The organism is Cyanobium sp. Aljojuca 7A6, assembly GCF_024346455.1.
Lineage (GTDB): Bacteria > Cyanobacteriota > Cyanobacteriia > PCC-6307 > Cyanobiaceae > Cyanobium.
Genome location: NZ_JAGQCY010000004.1, coordinates 210,867 through 226,051, shown reverse-complemented (window position 1 = coordinate 226,051; position 15,185 = coordinate 210,867). Strand labels below are relative to the sequence as shown.

Below are 15,185 nucleotides of genomic sequence, written 5' to 3'. Positions count from 1 at the left end.
CGGAGGATCCTGAATTCGAGACGTTCTACACCAAGAACATCCTGCTCAACGAAGGTCTGCGCGCCTGGATGGCCCCCGCCGACCAGCCGCACGAAAACTTCATCTTCCCTGAAGAGGTTCTGCCCCGTGGAAACGCCCTTTAATTCCGGTCTCATTTCGGTCGGGGGCAAGGACCTCGACTCCACCGGCTATGCCTGGTGGGCGGGCAATGCCCGACTGATCAACCTCTCCGGCCGTCTGCTGGGTGCCCACGTGGCCCATGCCGGCCTGATGGTCTTCTGGGCCGGCGCCATGATGCTGTTCGAGGTGAGTCACTTCACCTTCGATAAGCCCATGTACGAGCAGGGCCTGATCCTGTTCCCCCACGTCGCCACCCTCGGCTACGGCGTCGGCCCGGGCGGTGAGGTCACCGACCTCTACCCCTTCTTCGTGGTCGGGGTTCTGCACCTGATCAGCTCCGCCGTGCTGGGTCTGGGCGGCCTCTATCACGCCCTGCGGGGTCCTGAGATCCTGGAGAACTACTCCTCGTTCTTCTCCCAGGATTGGCGTGACAAGAACCAGATGACCAACATCATTGGCTATCACCTCATCCTTCTTGGTGTGGGTGCCCTGCTGCTGGTGTTCAAGGCCATGTTCTTCGGCGGTGTCTACGACACCTGGGCACCGGGCGGTGGCGATGTGCGCCTGATCAGCAACCCCACCCTCAGCCCCGGCGTGATCTTCGGCTATCTGACCCGCGCCCCCTTCGGTGGCGAGGGCTGGATCATCGGTGTCGACTCGATGGAGGACATCATCGGTGGCCACATCTGGATCGGCCTGATCTGCATCTTCGGTGGCATCTGGCACGTCATCACCAAGCCCTTCGGCTGGGTGCGTCGCGCCTTCATCTGGAATGGTGAGGCCTATCTGAGCTACAGCCTCGGCGCGCTGAGCTTCATGAGCTTCATCGCCTCGGCCTACATCTGGTTCAACAACACCGCCTATCCCTCGGAGTTCTACGGCCCCACCAACGCCGAATCCTCCCAGGCCCAGAGCTTCACCTTCCTGGTCCGCGACCAGCGCATGGGCGCCAACATCGGTTCCGCCATGGGCCCCACCGGCCTGGGCAAGTACCTGATGCGCTCCCCCACCGGCGAGATCATCTTCGGTGGCGAAACCATGCGTTTCTGGGACTTCCGCGGTCCCTGGCTGGAGCCCCTGAGGGGCCCCAACGGTCTGAGCCTTGACAAGCTCCAGAACGACATCCAGCCCTGGCAGGTACGTCGGGCTGCCGAGTACATGACCCACGCCCCCAACGCCTCGCTCAACTCCGTCGGAGGCATCATCACCGAGCCCAACTCGGTGAACTTCGTCAACATCCGCCAGTGGTTGGCCTCCACGCAGTTCGTGCTGGCCTTCTTCTTCCTGGTTGGTCACCTGTGGCATGCAGGCCGCGCACGCGCAGCCGCCGCAGGCTTCGAGAAAGGCATCGACCGTCAGGCCGAGCCCACCCTGGCCATGCCGGACCTCGACTGATGAGAAGGGAATCTTCCAGAGATTCCCTTCTCATCAGACCTTCTTCAAGCCTCCGCCCATGGGCGGAGGCTTTTTGCTGCTGGTGGTGATTCTCCCGTGGATCCTTATCATGACAAACTTCACGTACCCAGGGAAGATCGGATGGAAGATCCTGCCCGAACCGCAGCCCAGAGCTTGTGGAGGAGGATTTCCGGCAAGATCCATCGCTCTCCGCGCACCATCAGGGTGTTGCTGGAGCCGAAGATCCATCGCCAAGCCAAAGCGATCCAGAAGCGCCTTCATCGGCGCACGTTCTCAAGAGTCGGAGCTTCGTTGCGCCGCCAGAACCCGAACGCTGAAAACCTGATTCTGAATACGCGGATGGTGGATGCCGTGATCCCATCCATCGCTCACTGGGCCGACTGGAGTCTGACGAAGTATGGCTTCAGCGGGAATCTCAGCTCACAACCAACCGTCATCTACGTCAAGGCCCTTCCAGAATTGCTGGATCAATTCCTGCTCCGCTATCTCCCGCGGCTCAAGGCCTCGACACGCTTCGTCCTGATCACCGGCGATGCCGATACCACCTTGCCCCGACAGGTCGACCAGCGATTTCCTGACTACATCGCCTCAGGGCTGCAGCAGCGCCTGCTGCAACTTCTGGATGATCCCAGACTGCTCCATTGGTACGCAGAAAATCTGGACATGCCCTTGGTCGGTGTCACACCGATTCCGCTGGGCTGCATCAACAGTGATGGCCATGTCCACTACCAGCAGACCGTCAGGGAAGCGGCGCCGATCGACCTGCGATCACGCCCACTCAAGGCCTTCTGCGCCCATTACGTCCGTGACGGCCAGCAGTGGGACACCAGGAGACAGGTCACAAGGCTGGCCAAAGGTCCCTGGAGTCATTTTGTGGACTATCGCGAGCAGATTCCCTACGACGATTTCTTCCCAACCCTCAAGACCTATCCCTTTGTGGTGTGTGTTGGCGGTGGCGGACTCGACCCTTCGCCGAAGGCCTTCACAGCCCTGCTGGCCGGTGCGATCCCGATCATCGAAAGGAATCCCACCACGGCCGCCTATGCAGACCTGCCGGTGGCCTATGTCGACAACTGGGACGCCGGGAGTCTTGATCCTGCCCGGCTGCAGGGTTGGCTGGATCAATTGCATCCCGATTTCGAGGATCCAGAGCGGCGTCGCCGTGTGCTCGAGACAATGTCCATGGCCAGTTGGCTACGCCGGATCCGCGCCCATCACCCTGGCCCCTAAGCCAGCACACCTGGGTCGAGCCAACGCCGCAACAGCGGCAGGCTGAGCCCGATCACGTTGCTGAAGCAACCCTCGAGCCGCTCCACCACCAGACCACCTCGGCCCTCAAGGGCAAAGCCCCCGGCACAGGCCAAGGGCTCACCACTGGCCACGTAGGACGCGATGGCGGCCTCGCTGAGCGCGGCGAAATGCACCCGGGTGGTCACCACCTCCAGCTGGGGGGCCGGGCTGGCGCCAGGGGTGGGTCGCCGCACCAGGGCATGGCCGGTGTGCAGATCGCCCCAGCCACCGGCCATGCGCCGCCAGCGGGCCATCGCCTCGGCGGCATCCCGGGGCTTGCCCCACACCTCCTGCTCCACCACCAGCAGGGAGTCGCAGCCCAGAACCCCCATGGACGGCCACGCCGCCTCGGAGCCCAGCGTGCTCGCCACGGCGCGGGCTTTGGCGAGGGCCAGCCGTTGCACAAGCTGCAAAGGATTCTGCTCCTGGATCCCCTCCTCATCCACGCCACTCACCTGGACCCGGTGGGGAACTCCGGCCTGCTCCAGCAGGCGACGCCGGGCGGGGGAAGCGGAAGCCAGCAGGAGCAAGGGTGGTGATGGCCAGGATCTCCAGCCTGCCCGGCGATTGGGGAGAATGGGGCCATGGCACAGGCCGACACCGAGTCCCGTTCGCTGGCGCGGGCCGCCCTCTCGCTTCGCTGTCTTCCCTTCCGCCGCGGTTTCTACGAGGCGGTGGGAGCCAACCCCCTCAGCAGTGAGGAGCTCGCCCGGCAAGACGATCCGGCCTTCCCCCTCACCTTCGTTCCCCTCAGCAGCGAACGGGCTGAGGACCATTTCCTCTGGCTGATCCGGCTGGGGGTGCTGCGGCGGGAAGTGGACGGTCAGGGACTCACCGAGCGGGTGCGGCTCACGCCCATGGGCCGCCAGGTGCTGCGGCGCTGGCCCAGCGAGATTCCCCGGGCGGGCCGACGGGATCGGATCCTGGAGGCGCTGCGCCGCCACCGCCCCCGCCTTTGACCCGCCCCCATCCCGACTCCCCCCAACCTCTGATGGTGCTGGGCACCAGCAGCGGTGCCGGCAAATCGCTGATGACCGCTGCCCTCTGCCGGGTGCTGCGGCGCCGGGGGGAACAGCCCCTGCCCTTCAAGGGGCAGAACATGAGCCTCAACGCCTGGGTCGACCAGCAGGGCGGTGAAATGGCCTACTCCCAGGCCCTGCAAGCCTGGGCCGCGGGCCTGGAGCCGCGGGTGGCGATGAACCCGGTGCTGCTCAAGCCCAGGGGCGACAGCACCAGTGAGGTGATCCATCTGGGCCGCTCCGTGGGCACGGCCCGGGCGGAGCACTACTACCGCGACTGGTTCCGGCCCGGCTGGGCGGCCATCCGGACGGGCTTGGCGGAGCTTCAGGCCGCCCACCCCGGCGGCCGGCTGGTGCTGGAGGGAGCTGGCAGCCCGGTGGAAGTGAACCTGCAGGCCAGGGACCTGACCAACCTGCGGCTGGCCCAGTACCTGCGCGCCCGCTGCCTGCTGGTGGCGGACATTGAGCGCGGTGGCGTCTTCGCCCAGATCGTGGGCACCCTGGCCCTGTTGCGGCCGGTGGAGCGCCCCCTGATCGGCGGCTTGCTGATCAACCGTTTCCGTGGCCGCCGTTCCCTGTTCGATGCGGGCCGCCACTGGCTGGAGCAGGAGACAGGCCTGCCCGTGCTCGGTGTGATGCCCTGGCTCGATGAGCTGTTCCCGCCGGAAGATTCGCTGGATCTGCTGGAGAGAGGCAGCCGCAAGCCCCGCAGTGAGTTGAGCATCACGGTGCTGCGACTGCCCTCCCTGAGCAACTTCTCCGATCTCGACCCGCTTGAGGCGGAGAGCAGCGTGCAGCTGCAGTGGCGCCGGCCAGGGGAGCCGCTGGACCAGCCCGATGCGGTGATCCTGCCCGGCAGCAAGCAGACCCTGAGGGACCTGGCGAGCCTGCGCAGCAGCGGTATGGCGGAGGAGCTGCAGGCCTACGTGGCCCGGGGGGGGCAACTGTTCGCCCTCTGCGGTGGTCTGCAGATGCTGGGCCAGGAGCTGCACGACCCCGAGGGACTTGAGGGGGATCGGGCCGGGGAATCGGTGGCCGGGCTGGGCCTGCTACCCCTGCGCACCGTGTTCCAGGGCAGGAAGGCCCTGCGGCAACGCCGCAGCCGGGCCCTCTGGCCCCCGGGCCCGGGTGAACCGCCCCTGGTGGAGGGATTCGAGCTCCATCAAGGGCGCAGCGAGCCAACGGATCAGGCCAGCTGCGCCCCCCTGGCCGAGGACGGCCAGCTGGGCTGGTGGACGGCCTCAGGGACCCAGGGCGGTCTGGTGGCGGGCACGTACCTGCACGGCATCTTCGAGAACGGCCCCTGGCGCCGGCGCTGGCTGAATCAGCTGCGCCGTCGGCGCCAGCTGCCGCCCCTGGAGGAGAACCAACCCCACCACGCCCGCCAGCGGGACGCCCTGCTCGACCGCCTCGCCGACGCCTTCGAAGCCCACATCGATCTGGCGCCCCTGATCCCAAGCAAGCCCTAGATTTCCACGAGAGCGAGCTTGCGCCCATCGGCATCCCCCGGCCTGCCATCACCATCGCGTGGCCAGATGGGCAGATCACCTCGGCCATCCCCGGCCAGGACTGGCTGGAGGCCGCACGTCAGGCGGCGGTGCTGATCCCCACCGGCTGTCTGGGGGGCAGCTGCGGCGCCTGCGAGATTGAGGTCAATGGGCGCATGGTGCGGGCCTGCGTGGCCACCGTGCCAGCGAGCCCGAGCGGCCGGCTGTCGGTGAGCCTGGCCAGCGATCCCTTCTGGTAGTGCCTGTGAGCTCCGCCCCCAGGTGTCACATCCTGTCGATCGATTTCCAGGATCTCGATGTGATCTGGAACGTGCGGCTGTTCTATCGGGCGGCCGGGTTTGAACTGATCCGCGAGTGGGTTGATCAGGAGCTGGAGCTGCTGGTGATCCTGCGGGGCGATCCCGGCCTGTCCCACCAGGACCACGGCGGGATCGTCCACGTCTACGACTACGTCAAGGAGCTCCAGGTGGACTGGCGCTGCCGCTTTCCCCTCGCCCGCGAGATCCGGCTGATTTCCCTGCTCCGGCCGCCTTCCCTGCCGGAAGGTGTCCGCTGGGTGCCGGGGTATCTGCCGGTGATTCCCGAGTTCTGGCAGCAGCTTCCCTTCCGGAAGCGGGCCGGCCGGCCCCTGCACATCGCCAACTTCAAGCCGATGGGCGACGACCCCTACCAGCAGGATCTGGCCCGTCTGGCCCACAGGGGTCTGGTGGAGGTCCACGGCGGCCACTGGGACAGGCTCGGGCTGAGCACCCATGGGCTCAGCTATCTGGAGGCGAACCGACGGCTGGCGAGCGCCTGGTGCTGCTACGGGCTCATGTATCCCTACCAACGGGGCACCACCCTGTCCGGCCGGATGTGGCAAGCGCCGTTGCATGGCTGCCTGGTGATCAGCGAGAAGGGCACCAATCCCTTCGGGCTGCCGGGGATCCTTGAGGTGGAGCGCTTCGCCCCGGACACCCTGCTGAGCGTGGCGTCGATCCGGGAGTGCTGGCAGGTTCGCAGTGAAGCGACCCGCTATTGGCAGCAGGCCACCGCCCAACTGGCCCGCCAGCTGGACTTACCGACCTACCGGGGGCCTTCGGCCGCCCAGCTGGCGACCTGCCGGCGGGACAGACGCTCCCAGCATCGGCGGGTGGTCTGGAGCCGCCGCCTGAATCGACTGGCCGGGTGGTTGACCCCTGCCCCGATCAGCTGCTGGTGGCGTCGCCGCCAACGGACGTTCCGATCTCTGGGGCGAATCGTGGGGACGGCGACGAGCAAAGAGGGCCAGGCCACGACCCGCTGAGATCCGCCCTCAGCCCCATCGTTGACGCGTCATCGTGGATCGAAAACCTTGGCAGCTTCGATGTCAGCAAGCAGGAGCTACGCTGAGCGGACGTATGACGCTCAGGAAGACATCTAGATGGCCTTGCCAACAGTTCTTAAGCGTGCCGTTCCCAGCCACGTGCAATCGGCCGTCAAGCGTTTCCTCTGGCCTGAATACTCCCCTAAGCCTCCCGGTCAGAAGGTCATTGAATTCTGGGTGGATGTGGTGAGTGGCTGCAACCTGCGTTGCACGGCCTGCCCCGTTGGCATGCCGGAGTTCACCAACAGCATCGGCCAAAAACTGACGGAGATGCCGATCGAGTTATTCGAAAAGATCTGCCTCAAGGCGAAGGCAGACACCAATGGCAACTGCAGGTTTGGCCTGTACAACTGGACGGAGCCAACGCTGCATTCGAAGCTCCATGAGCTGATTGCCTGCGCTGAGAGCCATGGCGTTCCCTGCGGCATCTCATCGAACCTCAATTATGACTACGACTGGGCGCTGCTCAAGCCACTGCATCTCTGGAATTTTACAATTACGGTGTCGGGCTTTACCCAGCGCACCTATCAGATCAACCACAAGGGTGGGCGGATTGAACCCGTGCTCGCCAATCTGATCCGCATCTCAGAAATTCTGGGCGATTGGGAGTGCTACAAGAATATTGATGTGCGCTATCTGGTGCACAAGCAAAATCTGCACGAAGTGCACCTGTTCAAGCACTTCTGCGACAAGTTGGGCATGAAGTTTTCCCCCTATCACGCCTACTACATGCCCATCGACAAGATGTTTGACGGCCTGGAGGAGATACCCCCAGAACTGGAGTACATCTATTACAGCCCCCAGTTGGTACAGCAGGCCATCGGTAGCCATCGCTCCCAGAATTGCTTCATGCGCGAATCTCAGGTGTGCCTGAATCATGAAGGCAACTTCTCTGTCTGTTGCGTGCAATCCCCCTCGGCCCCCTCAATCGCCAACTACCTCGATACGCCTTACAAGGAGATGCAGACCAAACGCTATGCCAGCGATCTCTGCAAACAATGCACCAGCAGCGGCATCAACATCTTTGCCACCTATGGCATGCAGGAACCGCCGGAGATTCAGCAGGCGATCGAAAATCTGCTGCCTGTGGATCTGAAGGACTTTCGCTGAGGAGTGACCACCCCCCCCTATGACTATCTGATCGTCGGCTGCGGGCTGTTTGGAGCCACGTTTGCGCGGCTGGCCACCGATGCAGGTAAGCGCTGCCTTGTCATTGACCGCCGCCCCCACATCGGCGGCAACTGCTACACAGAGAAACAGGAAGGCATCAACGTCCATTGCTATGGAGCCCACATTTTCCACACGAGCAACAAGGCCGTCTGGAGCTTTGTCAACAGGTTTGCAGAATTCAACAACTATATCAATTCTCCCAAGGCCATCTCAGGTGGGAAGCTCTATTCGCTTCCCTTCAATATGAACACGTTTTATGAGCTCTGGCAAACCCGCACGCCCGTAGAAGCCAAGCAGAAGATTGAGGCCCAGCGCTTTTTCGGTGAGCCGGCCAACCTGGAAGAGCAGGCGCTTTCCCTGGTGGGGAAGGACATCTACGAGACCTTGATTCGCGACTACACCCTTAAACAGTGGGGCAAGGATCCCCGTGAGCTACCGGCCTTCATCATCAAGCGGTTGCCACTTCGCTTCACCTACGACAACAACTACTTCACTGATCGCTATCAGGGTATCCCCATCGGCGGCTACACGTCCCTGTTCAATGCCATGCTGGAGGGCATTGAGGTCCGCCTCAACGTTGACTATCTCGACAATCAATCCCAGCTGACGTGCCTGGCCAGAAAGGTGGTGTACACCGGTTGCATCGATCAGTATTTCAATTACGAGTTTGGCCGGCTGGAGTACCGCTCACTGGACTTTGAGAACAGCATCGAAGAGCTCGAGAATTTCCAGGGGAATGCCGTGATCAACTACTGCGATACCAGTGAGTCGTTCACCCGCATCATCGAGCACAAGCATTTCGAGGCTTCAACTTCCCCGGTGACGGTGATCACAAGGGAGTATCCCAGAGCCTGCAGCGGTGAAGCCATTCCCTACTACCCGGTCAACGACCCGCCCAACCAATCGCTTTACCGGCGTTACCAGGAGTTGGCCCACAGCGCCGACAGCGTGATCTTCGGGGGGCGGCTCTCCGAGTACAAGTACATGGACATGCACGTCGTGATCGAATCAGCGATGAACCGCTTCCGCAGCGAAACCCGTCAGCCGTCGGCCTGAATCAATCCGCCGCCGAGCAGCACGTCACCGCCATAGAAGACCGCGGCCTGTCCCGGTGCCACCGAAAACTGGGGCTCAGCGAAGTCGAGCCGGGCCCGGTGGGGCCGTTCGGCGGCGTGGTCGCCGGCTGTCTCCGCCAGGGGGGTCAGCAGGGCCCGCTCCGGCAGGCTCCGGTATCTCACCTGCACCTCCACCGCGATCGGCTGGTCCGGCGGGGCGATCGACACCCAGTTGATGGCACCCACCTCGCAGGCCTGGCGGGTCGCCTCCCGGCGCGGAGCCACCACCACCCGGTTCATGGCGGCATCCAGCCGCACCACATGGAGCGGTTCGCTCCAGGCCACTCCAAGCCCCTTGCGTTGTCCGATGGTGAAATGCTCGAGGCCGTCGTGGCTGCCGAGCACCGTGCCGTCGGCCAGCACGATTTCCCCCTGGCGCGGCGGCAGATAGGCATCGAGGAAGGCTCGCATCGAACCGTGGTGGTCGGCCAGGCAGAGGTCCTGGCTCTCGGGCTTCTCGGCCGTGCGCAGGCCGAGCCGTGAGGCCTCGGCCCGCGTCGCCTCCTTGGTGAGCTCCCCCAGGGGGAACACCAGCCGGCCCAACACCGTCTGGGGCAGGTCATAGAGGAAATAGCTCTGATCCTTGAGGGGATCCAGGCCACGCAACAGCTGATGGCGATCAGCCCCATCGCCGGCAGGCCGCTGCCGGGCGTAATGGCCCGTGGCCAGGCGGCCAATGCCACGCTCCGCCTCGGCCCACTCGAGCATCGGTCCGAACTTGACCGCCCGGTTGCAGCGGGAGCAGGGCAAGGGGGTGAGGCCCTCGCCATAGCCCTCCACGAGAAACCCAACGATCTGCTCCTGAAAACGGGCCCGGCTGTCGACGACGTGGTGGGGCACCCCCAGCTGGTCGCAGATCCCGGCCGCGTCCACCAGGCCCTCGGCGCAGCAGGAGCCCTTGCCACTCATCAGCCACAGGGTGAGGCCTTCAACCTCCCAGCCAGCCGCCACCAACAGGGCCGCGGTCAGGGAGCTGTCGACGCCGCCGGAGAGTCCCACGGCCACCCGCCGCTCACCGGGCCAGGCGCGCAGCCGTGCGAGCACCGCGGCCACCTCAGGCGAGGTGGTGCTGGTGGCGGTGGTGGTGTCAGACGACGTGGGGGCGGCGGCGGGGCTCAAGGATCCCTGTGGGTGGAACGAGCAGACAGCTCCATCATGGGAGAGCACTGCTCGGGCCGCCGTGAGCTTCCGGCCGATGCCCATCTCCTGGCCGTCCGTGGATGCCGACCACCTCCTGGTGAGCGGCGCCGCGATGGCGGCCATCGAACAGGAGCTGTTCGCCAGCGGCCTGCCGGTGGAGGCCCTGATGGAGAAGGCCGCCCTGGCGGTGAGTCGCCGGCTGCTGGCGCGGCCGGGCCAGGATCGCCACGCTGGCCTGCTGGTGCTGGTGGGGCCGGGGCACAACGGCGGTGATGGCCTGGTGGTGGCCAGGGAATGGCATCTGGCCGGAGGCCGGGCGCGGATCTGGTGCCCCTTCGAGCGCCGCCGCCCCCTCACCGACGCCCACCTGCGCCACGCCCGCTGGCTGGGGATTCCCCTGCTGGAGGATCCGCCTGACCCCGCCGATCCCGCCCTCTGGGTGGATGCCCTGTTCGGCATCGGCCAGCACCGCCCGGCCGGCGCCGCCATCGAAACCCTGCTTCAGGATCGCCAGAGGCAACGGCCCGGCGCCCTTGTGGCCATTGACGTCCCGACCGGACTGGACGCCGACGACGGTGTGCTGCTTGGCACGGTGGCGGCCACCGCCTCCACCACGTACAGCATCGGGCTGATCAAGCGGGGCCTGGTGCAGGATGCGGCCCTGCGCTGGGTGGGGCAGCTGGAGCGGGTCTGTCTTGGATTGCCGCCTGCCCTTCTGGACCAGCCTCCAGGCGATCACCTGCTGGGCCTGTCGGCCGCCGACCGGGCCTCGGCCCCCTGGCCCGTGTCGGATCCGGCCGCCGGGAAATACGAACGGGGACGCCTGTTGGTCCTCGCCGGCAGCCGCCGGTTCAGGGGCGCCGCCCACCTGGTCCTGGCGGGCGCCACGGCGTCGGGATGCGGCAGCCTCAGGGCCGCGCCGCCACGGGAGCTCGCCCCCCAGCTCTGGCAGGTCCATCCCCATGTGGTGCTGGAGCCAAGCCTTGGGGCCACCCCGGCCGGCGGCCTGGCCCTGGGAGATCTGGGCGAGGGCTGGCTGAACCGCCTGGATGCGGTGCTGCTGGGTCCGGGCCTGGGCGGGCTGGGCAACGCCGATGGGCCGGTTGCGGCGGCGGTCGAAGCCCGGGAGCGGCGGCGCTGGCAGGAGCTGGTCGACTTCGGAGGACTGCTGGTGCTCGACGCCGATGGCCTGAACCGCCTCGGTTCCACGGGCAGCGACTGGCTCCAAGGGCGCCGGGGCCCCACCTGGATCACACCCCACGAGGGGGAGTTTCACAGGCTCTTTCCCGATCTGAACTCGCTGCCCCGGCCGGAGGCGGCGCTGGCGGCGGCCCGCCGTTGTGGTGCCAGCGTGCTGCTCAAGGGAGCGCGCAGCGTCGTGGCGACACCCGATGGACGCCGCTGGCAACTGCTCTCGGCCTGCCCGGATGCGGCCAGGGCCGGGCTCGGTGATGTGCTCGCCGGCTACGCCGCAGGGCGGGGGGCGATGGCCCTGGCGACCGTGGGCCTAGCACCTGAACGTGGCTCCAGCGCCGATGGGGCCTGGCTGGCGGCCGCCGTCCTCGACCATGCCCTCGCCGGTCTCCACTGCAGGGAGCGCAATGGATCCGGGGGGGTCACGCCGCTGGCTGTGGCCGAAGCACTGGCCCAACGAGAACCCGAAACCGGGTGATGGGAGCCCGCGTTGAAGATTCAGCGCCTATGGATTAAGGACAACGAGGTCACGCGCAGATGTGACAAGCCTCAGCATTCTCCGTTACATCGACCGGGAAATTAGCCCTCTGCTCATCCAAACGAAGTCAATCACTAAAGAAAAGCAATTGTGTGTGGTTTCAAAAGCAATGGCTTAAAAGTTGTTCCAGACACTTTCCTGACTTGCCAGAGGGTGGATAATTCGATAACACATTCAATGGCGCCACTTCGCCCCCTCCTATGACCGCCTCTGCCGTCGCGACGAGAAGGGAGGGCTCCAGCCGGAGAGGGGGTGATTCCATCACTTGGTATCTAACCTCAATAGGAAGAGAGCCGCTGCTGACACCAGCCGAAGAGATCGAGCTCGGCAATCAGGTTCAGGCGATGATGCACCTGGTGGAGGAGTCGAAAAGCGGCTACTCGGTGCAGGAGAACAAGACGATCAAGGTTGGCCGGCGCTCCAAGGAGCGGATGATGCGCGCCAATCTTCGGCTTGTGGTGAGCGTGGCGAAGAAGTACCAGGGCAAGGGTCTGGAGCTGCTCGATCTGATCCAGGAGGGCTCCCTCGGTCTGGAACGCGCCGTCGAAAAATTCGACCCAACCCGCGGTTACAAGTTCTCCACCTACGCCTTCTGGTGGATCCGCCAGAGCATGACGCGAGCCATTGCCTGCCAGTCCCGGTCCATCCGGCTGCCGGTCCACCTGAGCGAGCGGCTCAGCACAATCCGTAAGGTGAGCCTTGAACTGGCCCACAAGCTCGGCGCCATGCCCAGCCGTAGGGAGATCTCGGAAGCCATGGCGATTCCGATCGAAGAGCTCGACTCCGTACTTCGGCAGGCCCTCACCATTTCCAGCCTGGATGCCCCCATTCATGCGGAGGACGGTCGGAGCTTCCTGGGAGATCTGATCGCCGATGCTTCCGCCGAAGAGCCCCTCGACCGCATCGAGCGAGGCATGCATCAGGAACAGCTGGTCGAACTGATGAGCCACCTGTCTGCCCAGGAAAAGGAGGTCCTGGCCCTGCGCTTCGGACTCGACGGCATGGAGCGCCACACCCTTGCCGAGATCGGCCGGCAGTTGGATGTTTCAAGGGAGAGGGTCCGGCAGATTGAGCTCAAGGCCCTGCGCAAACTGCGCACCCTGTCATCACGCTCCACCCCTCTGCCCTGATCGGGTGGACCTTCAGCGGCGGGGTCGCCATCCGTCCAGGAATCGCTTCAGCTTGCCTTTGGCCTTCAGAGAGGCGATCTTCCATCGGCTCTCTCCCTTAAGGCCGCGATCACGGCGGATCTGGATCGGAGCATCGCCGACCATCTCCCAGTCAGGCAGCCAGCAGTTGTCGGCCCGCGGGAACCAGAATTCGAATACGGAGATCGTCGAGATCGGCAGCAACTTACCAAGAATCGAATAGATCGACTGATCATGGCGATGTTCGACGAAGCCCTCCAGGTTGGGCGCCAGCGAGGCTGAATCATCAATCATGGAGAAATCCTCGCTGAACACGCGGATCCAGCGGCGCATGAAGTCCATGGAGGCAGGGCACTTGCGCACGAAGAAGGTGGTAGCCCCCAGCTGCTGGGTGGTGGTGATGTCCGGCCTGTCTCGAACCCCCAGCCGATCGAGCAAGTCACCCTTGGACCAGTGGCCTTCCCGCTGATCCGGGAACTGCCTCTCCTGGTACACCAAGGATCCATTCGGAGGCAGGCATTCAAAACCCTGAACACCTGACGGCGCCTCCACGGTCATGGCGAACAGTTCGAGCAGCCGCTCTCGACCTGCAGGATTGAGATGGCAGCCGGAATCGATCCAATGCACCTGGTCGCCATCCTGTAAGCGCTCGAGCGTCTGCAAGACGATCTGGGGCTTCCAGGCGTAGTAGCCAAAACCGCGATGCTCAGGCGTCAGAAAGTCTTTGAAATGCTGCCGGAACTCTGGGGCGAGATCCTGCTCCGAAGCTCCAAAGATATCCGTGTAGACCTGCATCTCCTTCGCCTGCCGACAGAGTCGCCGCCGGGCCGTCTTCATGCGGCTGTCAGTGAATGTGACGAGGACGCGTTTGGCCATCAGACCGACTACCTTCTGGGCAATTGAATGATCTTAATCAACAGACAATGGCCCAGCTGATTCAATCTTCGGCCCAGATGTAGCGGGTGAGTTCGCTGCTGTCGGGCTCGGGCGCCGCGAGGGCAAACTCCACGCAATCAGCCACTTCGGCATCGATCTCCTTCTCGATCGCCTTGAGCTCCTCGGCCGTGGCCAGGCCCATGTCCGTCAGGCGCAGCGCCAGTTGCTTGATGGGATCGCGCTTGGCCCAGAATTCCTTCTCGGCTGCTTCGCGGAGCTCGTCAGGATCCGCCAGGGAATGGCCACGGAACCGGTAGGTGAGGCACTCCAACAGGGTGGGTCCTTCGCCAGCCCTGGCCCGCTCGATGGCCCGCTGGGCCGCGGCCCTTACCGCCAGAACATCCATACCATCCACTTCCTCGCCGACCATGCCGAAGCCCGCCGCCTTGCGCCAGATTTCCGGCTCGCTCGTGGCCCGGTTGTGGTCCATGCCGATGGCCCAGCGGTTGTTCTCCACCACAAACAGGATCGGCAGCTTCCACAGCGAAGCCATGTTGAGGCATTCGTAGAACTGGCCGATGTTGCAGGTGCCGTCCCCGAAGAAGGCGGCCGTGACGGCATCGCTGTCCGCCTGGCCGAGGGCGTCACGCTTGTAGCGGCTGGTGAAGGCCGCTCCCAGGGCCACCGGGATGCCCTCGCCAATGAACGCATAGCCGCCGAGCAGATGGTGCTCACGGGAAAACAGGTGCATGGAACCTCCACGGCCCTTGCTGCAGCCCGTGGCTTTGCCGAACAGCTCGCTCATGACCTCCCGGGCCGGTACACCGCAGCTCAGGGCGTGCACGTGGTCGCGATAGGTGCTGCAGAACCAGTCGTGCTGCAGGCGCATCGCCCGGATCACCCCCGTGGAGACGGCTTCCTGACCGTTGTACAGATGCACGAAGCCGAACATCTTGCCGCGGTAGTACATCTCGGCGCACTTGTCTTCGAAGCGGCGCCCCAGGGTCATGTCCCGATAAAGCATCAGGCCCTCCTCCCGGCTGACACTGGCCCGCTCAGCCGGAACCAAACCCTCCAAGCGCACCGCGTGGCTGCCGGCCTGCTCAGAAAACGCGGCTGCCCCTGGCTCAGAGGGCTGGGCTGCCCGCGCCGCAGTCATTTCCTGAGTCATGGCAGGAAGGCAAGGCGAATCGTGGTCCCGACTGTACGGGGTCCGTTCCCAGGTGACAGTCAAAACCACTGCCACTGACTACAGTCGCGCCCCAGCGTCACCATCGGATTGGACCTGCCGATCGATCATTTCCGC

Annotated in this window: 15 protein-coding genes and 1 pseudogene; 11 read left to right on the top strand and 5 right to left on the bottom strand. The window is 64.6% G+C overall.

The annotated features are described in order from the left end of the window. Together KBY95_RS05905 and psbC are read left to right on the top strand one after the other, a co-directional pair. Nucleotides 1-143, top strand: a pseudogene (locus tag KBY95_RS05905) (photosystem II D2 protein (photosystem q(a) protein)); the annotation flags it as partial. After that, nucleotides 127-1,515 carry a photosystem II reaction center protein CP43 gene (psbC, locus tag KBY95_RS05900; protein ID WP_254964032.1) on the top strand — a complete coding sequence of 463 codons (1,389 nt, stop codon included), beginning with the start codon at nt 127-129 and terminating at the stop codon, nt 1,513-1,515. The pseudogene KBY95_RS05905 and the gene psbC, both read left to right, overlap by 17 nt. Before the next feature lie 33 nt (nt 1,516-1,548). Here psbC and KBY95_RS05895 read toward each other — a convergent pair whose 3' ends face one another. Next, nucleotides 1,549-1,797 (bottom strand): hypothetical protein, encoded by a 249-nt coding sequence (locus KBY95_RS05895; RefSeq protein ID WP_254964031.1) that lies wholly within the window; start codon nt 1,795-1,797, stop codon nt 1,549-1,551. Between the two features lie 90 nt (nt 1,798-1,887). On the opposite strand from KBY95_RS05895, the gene KBY95_RS05890 reads away from it, so the two are divergent. Continuing rightward, nucleotides 1,888-2,766 carry a hypothetical protein gene (locus KBY95_RS05890; protein WP_254964030.1) on the top strand — a complete coding sequence of 293 codons (879 nt, stop codon included), beginning with the start codon at nt 1,888-1,890 and terminating at the stop codon, nt 2,764-2,766. Here the strand turns inward: KBY95_RS05890 and KBY95_RS05885 are convergent. After that, nucleotides 2,763-3,356 carry a nucleoside triphosphate pyrophosphatase gene (locus tag KBY95_RS05885; protein ID WP_254964029.1) on the bottom strand — a complete coding sequence of 198 codons (594 nt, stop codon included), beginning with the start codon at nt 3,354-3,356 and terminating at the stop codon, nt 2,763-2,765. The genes KBY95_RS05890 and KBY95_RS05885 overlap by 4 nt on opposite strands. A 54-nt stretch (nt 3,357-3,410) precedes the next feature. Here KBY95_RS05885 and KBY95_RS05880 point away from each other — a divergent pair, with 54 nt between their 5' ends. The 6 genes from KBY95_RS05880 (at nt 3,411) to glf (ending at nt 8,924) form a co-directional block, all read left to right on the top strand. Next, nucleotides 3,411-3,785, top strand: coding sequence for an Npun_F0494 family protein (locus KBY95_RS05880; RefSeq protein WP_254964028.1), 375 nt, complete (start codon nt 3,411-3,413; stop codon nt 3,783-3,785). 32 nt (nt 3,786-3,817) lie between these two features. Beyond that, complete coding sequence (locus KBY95_RS05875) at nt 3,818-5,314, top strand: cobyric acid synthase (protein ID WP_254964046.1); 1,497 nt, start codon at nt 3,818-3,820, stop codon at nt 5,312-5,314. A gap of 53 nt (nt 5,315-5,367) precedes the next feature. Next, on the top strand, nt 5,368-5,592 hold the full coding sequence (locus KBY95_RS05870; protein WP_396094877.1) for a 2Fe-2S iron-sulfur cluster binding domain-containing protein: 225 nt from the start codon (nt 5,368-5,370) through the stop codon (nt 5,590-5,592). Nucleotides 5,593-5,597: 5 nt separating this feature from the next. Continuing rightward, nucleotides 5,598-6,638: a hypothetical protein gene (locus tag KBY95_RS05865; protein WP_254964027.1), complete on the top strand. Its 1,041-nt coding sequence runs from the start codon at nt 5,598-5,600 to the stop codon at nt 6,636-6,638. Between the two features lie 117 nt (nt 6,639-6,755). Beyond that, nucleotides 6,756-7,808 (top strand): radical SAM protein, encoded by a 1,053-nt coding sequence (locus KBY95_RS05860; protein WP_254964026.1) that lies wholly within the window; start codon nt 6,756-6,758, stop codon nt 7,806-7,808. 3 nt (nt 7,809-7,811) lie between these two features. Beyond that, on the top strand, nt 7,812-8,924 hold the full coding sequence (glf, locus tag KBY95_RS05855) for a UDP-galactopyranose mutase (RefSeq protein WP_254964025.1): 1,113 nt from the start codon (nt 7,812-7,814) through the stop codon (nt 8,922-8,924). Here the strand turns inward: glf and mnmA are convergent. Then, the gene (gene mnmA / locus KBY95_RS05850; protein ID WP_396094875.1) at nt 8,909-10,102 is read right to left on the bottom strand and encodes a tRNA 2-thiouridine(34) synthase MnmA; all 1,194 of its coding nucleotides are present in this window, start codon (nt 10,100-10,102) and stop codon (nt 8,909-8,911) included. The two genes, glf and mnmA, sit on opposite strands and share 16 nt — an antisense overlap. A gap of 76 nt (nt 10,103-10,178) precedes the next feature. On the opposite strand from mnmA, the gene KBY95_RS05845 reads away from it, so the two are divergent. Beyond that, complete coding sequence (locus tag KBY95_RS05845; RefSeq protein ID WP_254964024.1) at nt 10,179-11,795, top strand: NAD(P)H-hydrate epimerase; 1,617 nt, start codon at nt 10,179-10,181, stop codon at nt 11,793-11,795. A gap of 260 nt (nt 11,796-12,055) precedes the next feature. Further along, nucleotides 12,056-12,985 (top strand): sigma-70 family RNA polymerase sigma factor, encoded by a 930-nt coding sequence (locus KBY95_RS05840; protein WP_254964023.1) that lies wholly within the window; start codon nt 12,056-12,058, stop codon nt 12,983-12,985. Between the two features lie 12 nt (nt 12,986-12,997). Here KBY95_RS05840 and KBY95_RS05835 read toward each other — a convergent pair whose 3' ends face one another. Next, nucleotides 12,998-13,879: a hypothetical protein gene (locus KBY95_RS05835; RefSeq protein WP_254964022.1), complete on the bottom strand. Its 882-nt coding sequence runs from the start codon at nt 13,877-13,879 to the stop codon at nt 12,998-13,000. A 61-nt stretch (nt 13,880-13,940) separates the two neighbouring features. Beyond that, nucleotides 13,941-15,050: a pyruvate dehydrogenase (acetyl-transferring) E1 component subunit alpha gene (gene pdhA / locus KBY95_RS05830; protein ID WP_254964021.1), complete on the bottom strand. Its 1,110-nt coding sequence runs from the start codon at nt 15,048-15,050 to the stop codon at nt 13,941-13,943. Nucleotides 15,051-15,185: the final 135 nt, after the last annotated feature.

Excerpts from the sequence above, each read along its gene's own strand:
- KBY95_RS05895 (WP_254964031.1), bottom strand. The coding sequence starts at position 1,797 with ATGAAGGCGCTTCTGGATCGCTTTGGCTTGGCGATGGATCTTCGGCTC.
- KBY95_RS05880 (WP_254964028.1), top strand. The coding sequence starts at position 3,411 with ATGGCACAGGCCGACACCGAGTCCCGTTCGCTGGCGCGGGCCGCCCTC.
- KBY95_RS05875 (WP_254964046.1), top strand. The coding sequence starts at position 3,818 with ATGGTGCTGGGCACCAGCAGCGGTGCCGGCAAATCGCTGATGACCGCT.
- KBY95_RS05860 (WP_254964026.1), top strand. The coding sequence starts at position 6,756 with ATGGCCTTGCCAACAGTTCTTAAGCGTGCCGTTCCCAGCCACGTGCAA.
- KBY95_RS05845 (WP_254964024.1), top strand. The coding sequence starts at position 10,179 with ATGCCCATCTCCTGGCCGTCCGTGGATGCCGACCACCTCCTGGTGAGC.
- KBY95_RS05840 (WP_254964023.1), top strand. The coding sequence starts at position 12,056 with ATGACCGCCTCTGCCGTCGCGACGAGAAGGGAGGGCTCCAGCCGGAGA.
- KBY95_RS05835 (WP_254964022.1), bottom strand. The coding sequence starts at position 13,879 with ATGGCCAAACGCGTCCTCGTCACATTCACTGACAGCCGCATGAAGACG.
- pdhA (WP_254964021.1), bottom strand. The coding sequence starts at position 15,050 with ATGACTCAGGAAATGACTGCGGCGCGGGCAGCCCAGCCCTCTGAGCCA.